The organism is Pseudomonas corni, assembly GCF_057128765.1.
The window spans coordinates 289,751-300,755 of sequence record NZ_JBSKHW010000001.1; the positions used below are offsets into that span (position 1 = coordinate 289,751).

The 11,005-nt window shown below is 56.5% G+C and carries 12 protein-coding genes and 1 tRNA gene; 4 read left to right on the forward strand and 9 right to left on the reverse strand.

Going from position 1 to position 11,005, the window contains the following annotated elements; genetic code table 11:
- Positions 1 to 50: 50 nt before the first annotated feature.
- A complete protein-coding gene (locus ACWKV9_RS01260; protein ID WP_483834273.1) occupies positions 51 to 281 on the forward strand; it encodes a hypothetical protein in 231 nt (76 codons plus the stop codon).
- Between the two features lie 49 nt (positions 282 to 330).
- Here the strand turns inward: ACWKV9_RS01260 and ACWKV9_RS01265 are convergent, their stop codons facing one another.
- Positions 331 to 1,341, reverse strand: a complete 1,011-nt coding sequence (locus tag ACWKV9_RS01265) for a DUF4917 family protein (RefSeq protein WP_483834274.1) — start codon at positions 1,339 to 1,341, stop codon at positions 331 to 333.
- Between the two features lie 204 nt (positions 1,342 to 1,545).
- Here ACWKV9_RS01265 and ACWKV9_RS01270 point away from each other — a divergent pair, with 204 nt between their 5' ends.
- The 3 genes from ACWKV9_RS01270 to ACWKV9_RS01280 all read left to right on the forward strand — a co-directional run bounded on the left by ACWKV9_RS01270 (position 1,546) and on the right by ACWKV9_RS01280 (position 2,619).
- A complete protein-coding gene (locus ACWKV9_RS01270) occupies positions 1,546 to 1,782 on the forward strand; it encodes a hypothetical protein (protein WP_483834736.1) in 237 nt (78 codons plus the stop codon).
- Positions 1,783 to 1,872: 90 nt separating this feature from the next.
- The gene (locus ACWKV9_RS01275) at positions 1,873 to 2,061 is read left to right on the forward strand and encodes a DUF2188 domain-containing protein (RefSeq protein ID WP_483834275.1); all 189 of its coding nucleotides are present in this window, start codon (positions 1,873 to 1,875) and stop codon (positions 2,059 to 2,061) included.
- A gap of 156 nt (positions 2,062 to 2,217) precedes the next feature.
- On the forward strand, positions 2,218 to 2,619 hold the full coding sequence (locus ACWKV9_RS01280; protein ID WP_483834276.1) for a glycine zipper domain-containing protein: 402 nt from the start codon (positions 2,218 to 2,220) through the stop codon (positions 2,617 to 2,619).
- 144 nt (positions 2,620 to 2,763) lie between these two features.
- On the opposite strand, the gene ACWKV9_RS01285 is transcribed toward ACWKV9_RS01280, so the two are convergent.
- From ACWKV9_RS01285 to ACWKV9_RS01320, 8 genes are all read right to left on the reverse strand, one after another.
- The gene (locus ACWKV9_RS01285) at positions 2,764 to 3,051 is read right to left on the reverse strand and encodes a helix-turn-helix domain-containing protein (protein ID WP_483834715.1); all 288 of its coding nucleotides are present in this window, start codon (positions 3,049 to 3,051) and stop codon (positions 2,764 to 2,766) included.
- Complete coding sequence (locus tag ACWKV9_RS01290; protein ID WP_483834277.1) at positions 3,051 to 3,365, reverse strand: hypothetical protein; 315 nt, start codon at positions 3,363 to 3,365, stop codon at positions 3,051 to 3,053. Before ACWKV9_RS01290 ends, ACWKV9_RS01285 begins: the two co-directional genes overlap by 1 nt.
- A gap of 174 nt (positions 3,366 to 3,539) precedes the next feature.
- Positions 3,540 to 3,613: transfer RNA gene (locus ACWKV9_RS01295), tRNA-Gly, on the reverse strand.
- A gap of 170 nt (positions 3,614 to 3,783) precedes the next feature.
- Positions 3,784 to 4,668: an alpha/beta fold hydrolase gene (locus ACWKV9_RS01300; protein WP_483834278.1), complete on the reverse strand. Its 885-nt coding sequence runs from the start codon at positions 4,666 to 4,668 to the stop codon at positions 3,784 to 3,786.
- A gap of 313 nt (positions 4,669 to 4,981) precedes the next feature.
- Positions 4,982 to 5,674 (reverse strand): pseudouridine synthase, encoded by a 693-nt coding sequence (locus ACWKV9_RS01305; RefSeq protein ID WP_483834279.1) that lies wholly within the window; start codon positions 5,672 to 5,674, stop codon positions 4,982 to 4,984.
- A gap of 14 nt (positions 5,675 to 5,688) precedes the next feature.
- Positions 5,689 to 5,928 (reverse strand): cysteine-rich CWC family protein, encoded by a 240-nt coding sequence (locus tag ACWKV9_RS01310; RefSeq protein ID WP_483834280.1) that lies wholly within the window; start codon positions 5,926 to 5,928, stop codon positions 5,689 to 5,691.
- The gene (locus tag ACWKV9_RS01315; protein ID WP_483834281.1) at positions 5,925 to 7,406 is read right to left on the reverse strand and encodes a sensor domain-containing diguanylate cyclase; all 1,482 of its coding nucleotides are present in this window, start codon (positions 7,404 to 7,406) and stop codon (positions 5,925 to 5,927) included. Before ACWKV9_RS01315 ends, ACWKV9_RS01310 begins: the two co-directional genes overlap by 4 nt.
- 108 nt (positions 7,407 to 7,514) lie before the next feature.
- Entirely contained in the window at positions 7,515 to 10,826 is a 3,312-nt protein-coding gene (locus ACWKV9_RS01320) for a dermonecrotic toxin domain-containing protein (protein ID WP_483834282.1), read from the reverse strand.
- Between the last annotated feature and the right edge of the window lie 179 nt (positions 10,827 to 11,005).

The following is an 11,005-nucleotide window of genomic DNA, read 5'->3' on the forward strand; positions in this document are numbered from 1 at the left end:
ACAGTTTGAGAGTCAAACTTGCGCCAACAGAATCAGCCAGGAGAATCATCATGTCGATCATCGGAAAATGGGCGTTGCAAGCAATCGTGGTGTTCCTTTTCGCCTGGCTGGCAACTGTGGCGGCCCAGTGGGGGGGCAGCATCGTCAAAACCACCAGCAGCGACCGCCTTGCGGTACTGAGTAGCGTGCGGTTCACCACCGAAACCGTGGCCACCAGCGTCAATAAAAAATCTCCGGGCGGCGCGGTTGTGGTGGGGTCTTTGGGGCAAGGTAACGAGTGATTGGGTTGGGCTGGGTAGAAATGAAGCGTTGGGGTGAGCGACCCAGGCATCAGACCTTCAGCTTTTCCACCGGCACCAAAAATCCTGCATCCCCCAGCGGATGGGTCTTCGCGTCGAAAAACTTCAACTCCACTCCCAAGTCTTCGAACAGCGCGCTGTAGTGGCGCTTTTGATGCTGGATGAATGACTCGCTGCGCGGCAGGATCGAGATGGCGATCGTTGCGGGTTTCGCTTGGCGGACTGCATCAACGATATGTCGGTCCTGCTTGCCCAGCGCATGGCCGAAGATGCACAGGGCGCCCTCATGGCGAGCCAGTTGAGAGTTGCAGAACGACAGGTAATCAGAGCCGCGAATGACTTTGAGCTTTTCTTCGCTGCTGCCTTCGCACACGAACAGCGGCACGTCGTCCAGCGCGTTGACGGCGAAACTGCCGAGCAAGGTGCTTTCCGATGACAGCAACTTGCGGGCGCTGCCGTCGAAGTTCTTCACCAGGTGCATGCCGCCATGCAGGTAGAGCAATCGGGTGGCGCTGGGCGTGGTGTCATGCAGATTGAACGTCGCATCCCCACCAAACAGATCATCGAATTGCCCTTGACCATGCATGGCCGCCCAATAAGCGAGCAAGTCGTAGTTGGTTGAATAAACGGTGCTGTAAGCGCCCAAGGCCTGACTGATGGCCAGTAAGGTTTGCTGCTCCATCAACCGCCACGGGATATGCACCGAGCGCACGCCGTGGATCAGTGCTTCCTTGATGGCGAAATAGCGATTGCGCGGCGAGGACGAGCTGATCGTCAGCGCAGCGTTCACGCGGATGGAGGTCTTTAGCGCGCTAAGCACCGGTTCGAAATTGTTGGTTTCCATGGCTTTGAACAGCGCCAGCTCAGTGGGGCTTAACGGTTTGTTGCGCGTGGTTTGCGCCAGATCGAACAGCGAAAAGTAAGAGAAGTTTTTCCACACCGCCAGGCTGGCACCGTTGCCCAGCAGCAGACCGGTGCAGGGCGTGGTGGTCTGCAACTCGTCCCAGTGCGCGAGGGCTGCGTCAAAATCCGTGTGTTCCATGTACTCGCTTCGCTGTCAGTTTGAGGATTGCCGTAGCCGGGGGAGCCAGAACGGAGACGACTTATAGGAACCCCGCCCTGCAATGTCAACGACAGGACTGAGCGACGCGCGGTTCAAAATAATTCGAACCCGCTAAATGTGGTGGCTTCTAAAAGTCAGTTGTGCATCTGATTCATCGTCACCCGCTTGATCATGAGGTACATCATGAAAACTGATCCTGTGAACAGCAATGCCGCACAAAGTCCTGGTCCGCATCCAAGCCCGATGGAGAAGGGTGGGGAGAAGGAGAAAAGCGCTGAAGCCAAGGAGTTCGAGCGCGTTGAACATATTGACGACACGCTCGCCGAAACCGACGAAACGCCCCCGCCGCAGACTTGGAAGCACCCGGATGACGGTAAAAGTCTGTCTGAAAAAGACGAAGAGTTACCGTTGAAACCCTGAGTCCGATTCGTCGGGTCTCATGCCAACAGGGCTCAGGGGGCGTCAGGTGGGTTGGACATTCATCTAACAATGACAAAAATGGTGATGACTATGAGCACTCCGGTACTGCAAAGACTGCATTTGAACGGCTACGACGTGATCAATGTGAATCATGGACCTTGGCGGGTCTGCACCCACGATGACCGGCTCGGTTCTTTTGCCACGAAAGAAGAAGCGATGGCATTTGCCGCCGCACTGCCAGTTTATAAACAGCGAACAACCCCAGAACCTCGCGCTTAGACTGCGGGGCTTGCTGCCCAGAAAAGCCTCGACCAGCGTTGGGGCTTTTTACATTGTGTTTCAAAGTTGATACCAGATGTCGGCAAACCCAAGCGCACATTGCTGTCTGACGTGTAAGCAATCAGAATGCCATCAACCTCAACAGAGAAAGCCATCATGCGCAGTACACTTTCCGTTTTAGCCCTGACTCTTGCTATATCCCAAGGCGCTTTTGCCGCAGGCGACGGCACGGCAGCAGTAGGCGGTGGTTTGGGCGGCGCGTTGGGTAACGTGCTCGGCCAACAAATGGGTGGCAGCACCGGCGCGGCAGTAGGCGCCGGCGTTGGCGGTGCAGCAGGCGGTGCAGTAGCAGCCAAAAAAGGCAATCGCGTAGAAGCAGCGTTGGGCGGCGGTCTGGGTTCAGCCGGTGGCTCGCTGATCGGCAATCAACTCGGCGGTTCGACCGGCTCAACCATCGGCGCAGGCCTGGGCGGCGCAGCGGGTGGCGCGGTAGGCAACAACCTGGGCGGCGACGACCACAAATCCAACCGTAACAAGCACAAGCGCAAGCATCGTTAACGCTTGCTTTGCTGCAGGTCAGTAGCAAATCTGACCCACAAAAAAACCGGCTCTGAAAAGGCCGGTTTTTTGTTGTGTAGTGTCAGTCGTATAGAGCCGAGAAGATATGCTGAGTCTTTTTTCACCTTCCCTAGGAGGGCGAGCTCAGCTTAGTGCCGCAAGTACGTGTTCCGGGTCGTTATGTATGGCTCGCAGCAAAGCCCGAGCTGGGCCTTCGGGCTCACGACGACCTTGCTCCCAATTGCGTAGAGTCCCAACTGCGACATCTATGCGCTTCGCAAAGCTCGCTTGGGAAAGGCCGGTCGCCAGGCGAATAGCTTTTACCTTGACCGCATCGATATGAAATTCTCGCGACGGCTGACGTTCGCCGCGGTTGATCTCATCCATCTGAGTCATGCTTTCCACGAGACGACCGAAGAGATTTTTGTCCATCATTTCCACCCCTTGTTGATTGCGCGAAGCTGTGTCTTTTGGTCATCGGTCAGGGAATCCAGGATGCCGTTGCGATAGATCAACAGCATTCTTATCTGGTAGGCAGCGCAGAGGTAATAGTAAATCACGCGAACCCCTCCACTCTTTCCCTTGCCATGCGCTGCCCAGCGGACCTTCCTCAGGCCTCCTGTGCCTTCTATTAAAGCACCGCACTCGGGCTGTTCGGCAAGATGCTTCTGAAGTGCCCGATACTCTTCATCGTCCAGGTGATTCTTGAGATCGGCGGTAAAAACCGGTGTTTCGATGAAGATCATGCAGTCCCTGCTATGCGTCATTGGCGTACGGCGATTCTAGGCCGTCAGCCACAGTTGAGCAACGACACGCAGGTTTAATGTTGGTTTGGCGTAATTAACAGGAGGCAGCGAGATATTGCAGATGATTGCGCAAACGATATGCGAGGGATGAGCGAACTACCAGCGTTTGAAGATTGGAGCGGGTGAAGGGAATCGAACCCTCGTTATCAGCTTGGGAAGCTGGAGTAATGCCATTATACGACACCCGCTTGTCACGCTTGGAGCGGCTGACTTTGTACCAGAAGCGGGGCTTTAAATGAAGCGCTAATTTGCGCTGACAACAAGTTTCACTGGGTAGACACCAACGGCAGGGACCCACGCGGCAGCTGCTTTCAGCCAGACGCACCCGTGTGAATCCCGTCCGCAATAGCCGTCATGCTCAGATTGCAAATGCATGGTGGCCTTGTACCTGTCGGTAGTGGAGTCGGCGCGGCTCGGGGGCTGTTTTCAGGAAACCCATCAGCGTGTTTTTCGAATCCAGGCAGGCGGCTTTGTTTTCCATGTCAAGAAAGTGCCCGGCGGACTGGATCGTACTGAAATGGCACTCACGCACGTGATTGGCGAATAGCTGGGCGTCAGATGCCGCCGTGTATTCGTCCCACTCGCCGTTCATGAACAACACCGGGACATTGATCCGTTTCGCCAGTTTGACCTGGCTCAGGGTGTCTGTGTCTAGCACGTGGTTGATGTGATGGTGCATCTGCGCGTACTCATGCAGATCAAGCGAGCTTACGTGTTTGTAGTTGAAGCGCTTGAACAGCGATGGCAGGTGTTTGCCGATGGTGCTGTTGATCAGGTTACCGACTTCATAACGGTCAAACGCGCCCAGGTGCTGGCTGCCGCGCTCAAGGTAATCGCGCATGGGGTCGTTGATCACTGGTGAAAACGAGCTGATCACCGCTTTTTCGATGCGTTTGGGTCTGTAGGCGAGCGCGACCAGTGCTGCTGCGCCACCCCATGAAAACGACATGATGTGCTCGGCATTGAAGTGGTCGATCAACTCCAGCAGGATCTGCCCTTCGGTTTCTTTGGTCAGCGGTCTTTCGTGCAGGTTGTGAGGTTTGGATTTGCCCGCGTATGGCTGGTCGTAGAGCACCACATTGAATTGCGGATGCAGGTTGCGGACGGTTTGTGCGAACGATGCAGTAGTGGCCAGGGAGCCGTTGACCATGATGATGGTCTTTTCTGCGGCCTCTGCGCGATAGAACTCCGTGTACACCCGAAACTGGCCCTGTATATCCAGCACAGCGATTTCTGGCCTCATATCTGTGTCTCCTGACGTTTAAACAGGTGTGCGCGCAACCACGTTGCACGTGTTTCGTGACAGGTAGGCATTGCCTTGCAAGGGGCCCATGTCGATCCGAAAGCGATCTGTCCGACAGGTATTGTTATTGGCGGGCGATTCGCCGGGCGTTTCCCCCGCAGAGGGGGCTGGAGCTAGCGAAAGGATTTCTTGGAATGATGAAGTGACTCGTCAGTCACATGTGGACCGACGTTTGGATTCAAGCAGGGGTAGGGGGAAGTCGCAAGTGCCATTCGTAAATTGCGGGGATCTTCTGCCGGGCGGTCGAAAGCCATCAGATCTGCAGGATTTCCGCCTCACTTAGCGCCCGGTATTGCCCCGGCTCCAGGCTTGGGTCCAGCACCAGCGTCCCCATGCTTTCGCGGTGCAGGCTCAGCACCTTATTGTCGAAAAAGCCGAACATGCGTTTGACCTGGTGATAACGGCCTTCAACGATGCTCAGGCGCGCGTGGTGAGTGTCAATCACGGTCAACTGCGCAGGCTGGGTGGTGAGGTTTTCAAACGCAAAGTAAAAGCCTTCGGCAAATTTTTGCGCGTAATGCGCACCGATGTCCTGTTCGGTTTGAACCAGATAAACCTTGGGCAGTTTCGTCGCAGGCTGGGTCAGGCGCCGCGACCACTGCCCGTCGTTGGTGATCAGCATCAAGCCGCTGGTGTTGAAATCCAGGCGACCTGCAATGTGCAGTTCATGCTTGTTGGGCTCATCGAGCAGGTCCAGCACGGTCGGATGATGCGGGTCCACCGTTGCGCTGACGCAACCTGGTGGCTTGTGAAGCATGAAATAGCGAGGTGCCTTGGCCATCTGTAGCACTTCGTCATCAACCATTACGCCGCTGAATTCGCGCACGTTGTGATGCGGATTGGCAACAGTCTGGCCATCCACCTTTACGCGGCCAGCGATTAGCGCAAGCCGCACGTCCTTGCGGTTGAAACGGGGCAGATTGCTTAGAAAACGGTCGAGGCGCATGGCGGCAGGGGGTATCAGTCTGTAGAGGGCAGTATTACGTGGACGAAATCCTGAGCAGGGGCTAAAGCAGCACAGCGGGGACAGAGGCAGGCTTTGTTGCGTACATCCTCGGGCAGGGATTTGAGCGCCGCAGGATCGATGTCCACCGAAAAGCACCAGCAAGGTTTGTCCGCCGTACGTGGGTCCGCCAGGGTGCAGCGATTACTTAAACCGCAGACCGGGCAGATATCCTGCTTCAACGATTGAGTATTCATGCCGGTACTGCCGTCTCTGTGCACACGCGATTGCGTCCGCTTTGCTTGGCGCTGTAAAGCGCGCGATCAGCCCGTGCAATCAAGCTTTGCAACGTGTCTTCGTCATTGAGTACGGTGAGGCCGAGACTGACCGTTACCTGCAATGCGGTGCCGGTGAACACGTAGGTGTGTTGTTCGGCCAGCAGGCGAATTTTCTCTGCAACACGCCGGGCTCCGGTAGCGTTGGTGTCTTTGAGCAGGATGATGAACTCCTCACCGCCCCAACGGCAAATGATGTCGTCCTGGCGCAGGCAGCGACGGACATCTTCAGCAAACCCTGTCAGGACTTCATCTCCGGCCAGGTGGCCGTGTGTGTCATTGAGTCGTTTGAAATGATCCAGATCCAGCAGCATTGCGGACAGTGAGGTTCGATCGCGTCGGGCATCCTGGATCGCGCGCATGGCGAGGTGGTCGAAACCTCGTCGATTGGGCAGCCCGGTCAGGCTATCCAGTGTTGCTTGCGCCTCGATCCGCACCTGAAACCGCTGAATCACCCGATTGAGCAGAAACAACACCACCAGCATTACCGCCAGACAGATGCCCAGGTTCAGATACAGCGAGTGCCGAGCGTCTGACAGCGCGCCGTCTTCGCGCTTGTCGACGAACAAGTACCAATTGAGCTCAGGAATGTAGCGCACGTTCAGGAAATGCCTTTCACCCCTTGATTCATACTGATAGCTACCGCTTTGCGGCTTGGGCATTTGGTTGAGCAGATCCTTGAGATCAGGCAATTCACGCAGGGTCTTGCCGATGATTGCGCCATGAGGCCCGCCTTGGGCACCGGTCAATACCAGTCGGCCAAATGCATCGACAAAGTAAACGCTGCGTTGGTAGCGATCTTGATAGCGGTCGATCAGCTTGATGACGGCATCTACTGTCAGGCCTACCCCTGTGGCCCCGATGAAGTTGTTCTGGTAATCGAAGACTTTGTAGTTGATGAAAAACGTCAGGTTGTCCTTGTTCGCCAAATCTGGATCGACGTTGATTTCATAGGGCTCGGCCATGTCACGAACCCGGTAATACCAGACATCTCGTGGCTCATCGGCTTTGATTTTCTTGAGCACGCCTTTGGCCTGGTAGTAGGTCAGACTGCTGTTGGAAACGAAGAACGAGGTGTAGGCGCTGTTGTGATCCATGACCTCCTTGAGATAGCGGGTCATTTGCTGCGGATCCTTTTCGCCGGCTACCACCCAGTCCCGGACGAAAGTGTCGCGCGCCATCATCGACGAGATCAGGACAGGTCGTACCAGATCCTTTTGGATTTCGGAGTACACCGTATCCGATGTCAGGGGCAATTCAGTGTTGACGATGCTGTCGCGTATCGCATCGCGCGACGCGAAATAGCTGAGCAAGGACGTCGCCAGAAAGCCGCTCCCCAGCAGGATCACCAACGTCAACAGCAAGGATCGTTGAGAGTGGAGCGTTGAACGAAGGGGCATGACCAATCCGGATTCAGGGAAATTCAGGCGATGGCGCATGCTAGCCTGCCGCCACTGCTTGCGCTATGACCCTGATGCACTTTGGGCCTAATGAACAGGGAAGATTTTTCACGGGCTGATCGGCACGCTGCCGATGGGCGCAGAGAAGGCGGGCGATCGGCCGAGCACGGAGCTGATCGCCGAGCAGCGGCAGTGCAGTAACAGGATGTGGTCATAGTGAATGCCATGTCCGGCCAGGGTTTCAAACAGATCCTGCAAGGTCGGGTTGCGGGCCCCGAAACGATTTCTCACTGTCAGAACGTCCATAGGTGTAGGCATCAGTTGTCCGAAAAACGGTGACTGGTTTGAGTGGTGTACGACGTAGCTGATGTCTCGATAGCTCTCGTAATGCTCACTTTGAAACTTGCCCAGCGTATAGTTTTTGATCTTCCCGATCTGGGAAGTACCGGCCAGAGCTTTGTCGGTAAGCTGCCAGGCTGGCAGTTGACTGAAGGCCGGACCAGGCGTGTTCCCGGCTGCGGTCATCAGCGAATAAGGCTCAATGCTCTGGCTAACCACGCGGTGGAGTCGCGGATCGACCAGTTCAAATCCATGAGGCACGTAGGTGCGCAATTCGGTGCCGTTGGGGATAACAGTGGACTTGCTCCACGGCAGGTAATAGCCATGGGTACTGACAACTAACGTTCTGGCTTGCTCGCGCTCGGCGGTCCACAGCATGAACTTGCGTTCGAGCTTCCAGGCCTTGACCGGGAAGGTAGCGATATGTGGATGGCCAGTCAGAGTCCAGGTCTTGAGCAGACTGCCGCTTGCGAAAAAGCGCTCCAACTGCGTCCGCCGAGCGCTCATAGAGCGTTGCAGCCATGAGCTGAAGCCCAGAGTCGGAATCCCGCCCGCCCGCTTTGCGAGGGTCGGAGGTGTCATCAGGGTTCGCGCCGCTCGCAAAAGCCCAGGCGTTAGAGCCCCAATTACCAGCAGTCCTAGCGATAGCGCCGAAAGCAGCAACTGTCTTTTCTCTTCGTGCCGATTGCCGGGAAGGCTTGCCGATCGAGCCTCCAGATAAAATGTGCCCGCAGCGGTAACTATCGAGGCGACAGCGGCCGGTGCAAGCAGCAATGAGAGCGGTGCAAGCAGCAGTTGCAGGCGGTTGAGTCCCTGGGTCCAGTTGCGCAGCGAAATCTGCGCGGACGTCGTAATGCTGTCCTGTGCGTCACTCAACGCGTTATCGCGCAAGGCCTGACACAGGAACGTGAACGCAGACAGGTTCGAGGGATGTTCGCAGAAGGCGTGTGCTTTGGCCTTGTGAGTGTCCTCGTGATAAAGGGCATCGAGCCACGGGCGCATATTGGACAGAGGTTCCGGGAATGCCCGCACCTGGCCCCACAGCGTCAGGATGTATTCGAGACGAGTGTGGCGGCTCATGGCTACGTAATTGAGCAGCGTCTTGCGCCAATGTGGGTCGGCAGCAGAACGCATCAAATGAGCGCCGAGCTCTTGCCGATCCTGATACTCGAAGAATGGCTCCTGTTGCCCCGGCTGGTACAAGATATATCCGGATTTTTCATCGTGACTCAAGATTAGCAGGCCAGCGCAGCACGGGCAGTGCGAGCCTGGGCCGAGCGGCCGCTCCAGGTGGAAACCCAGCGCCGACCATCGCGTCTTGCGTACTACTGGTTCGTGGAGAGACTCTTCAAACGCTTCAACCAACAGATCAAACCCGGCGCGGGACAATGTCCCGCGCTTGACGCCCACCAGTGCCTGCCCAACGAAGGTCTTGCGCAACGTCATCTCGATAGCACTGCTTTCTCGATCCCAGAAACCCTGATGCTGGCGGGATATCACCGCCAGAAAATCGATACTCATGATGTGATCCGCAACGGCTTCAGCAGATAGGTTGAGTTCCTGCTTCGGGTCCCAGATGCCTTCGCCCGTAGGGTCCAGATACACCGCTGTCCGGCCACCCTCATCGACATAGTCGACCGGATGCGGGACTCGATAGTTGTTCATCAAGGCCTTATCGAGCGCGACGGGGGAGCGGTCCGGAATCTGAATGTTCGTCACCGGCGCTCGAGCGTGACCCAGTGGCGTAAAGGAGGTCCCTGGCAGGTAACGGATGAATACGTGTTCAGGCTTGGCGTCCACTGCCTGATCATGTTTGAGCCATCGGCGCATCAAACGATTGGCGGTCATCTTGGGGTCAGGAATGCGGGTGCGGATATCGGACTGCTCACCCCAGATGTCCAGCGCACCGATCAGCTTGAGACTGCGGTTGATTGGCATGCGCCAACGGTCGCTGGCGTCGGTCTCGTCCAGTTCGCTTGGTGGGGCTTCCAAAGGCAGGTCTGTGGTCGAAAACCTTCGTTGCGCGTGGGTCAGGACAGTGAACAGGTCCACGCTGCACGCCTTCATTTCAAGCCTCGACGGCAAACCCGTGCGCAGTAGGGTGTCGACATGACGCCGGTGCCAAGGCGATCCGTTAAGTGCATTGAGCAGCTGCTGTTCGTCCCAGGGTTTATCCGGGCTGATGTATTCGATGCACTGCGGATGTTCACCCAGGATATGCAGGTAGCAGTGCGAAGTATTGTGCGATTTGAGCTGAAAGATGCCCGGTACCACCTGATCTTCAAACTCCACCACGCTGACGACCGAATGCCGTGCGACAGCTGTATGTTCCAGGCCCTCGAGACTGGTGGGGAACGCCGTCAGCCCGAGTGCATCGAGGGCTAGCACGTAGCCTTCAAGACTGATCTTGCGCTGGCTGCGCATTCGGCAAAGCCCATCCACGAAAGACAGCTTGGACAGCACGCGATAAGTGCGTTCGTGCTGATCCCAAAACCGATCCAGCCGCGCCTGATAATCCTCCATCCATCTTGATCGCACGATCAGCCAGGTCAGCTTTTTGAGCGTCAGTGCAGGAATGCTCGGATGCAGCGCGCGGTCTGCTTCCATGCTACGGATCAAACCCAGAAATGCCGCCGGGTCCAGCGACGTCCGCGCCAGATCGACCACGCTCAGCGAGCATTCGTGCCGCTCAGTTCCTTCGGGGCCCACTTCGGGGTAGGTGTCAGTGAGGAAGTTGATACGCAATTGGGTGGGGCATAGCGCCTTGCCTCCCTCTTGTCGAAGTAACGCCTTGCACTGCTCGACAATAAACTCGTTGAGCGATGGCACGCTGTCCATGTCGAGCTGGTAGGCCCTGAGCGTCCACGGCGAGCCGTTGAGCAATCGGGCGGCCGGGCTGTTTCTCAGTCGCGCGAAGGCCTTGCGGTTGAGTGTCTGAGCCGACACGGCTGACCCTTCGGCCGACAACGGTTCGGTGATGTCCTCAAACGGCGATACGCCATGAGGGTCGGAGGCCTCAAGGGAGTCATTGCTTTGAAGGGTTAGTCCATCGAAGGAGGGGTCATTCCATTGATCGTTCATGTGCGGCAAATGAGAGCGTGATAAGGCTGCTCACTATGTCGCAAAAGATTTTTTATGTGAGCTACATATGTATCGCGAGGCCCTCGGCAATTATTGAATCTGCAGGAGCGAACTTGTTCGCGAGCGTCATGCCTGACACCCCCCATCGCGCCTCTCGCCAACAAGTTGGCTCCTACAGA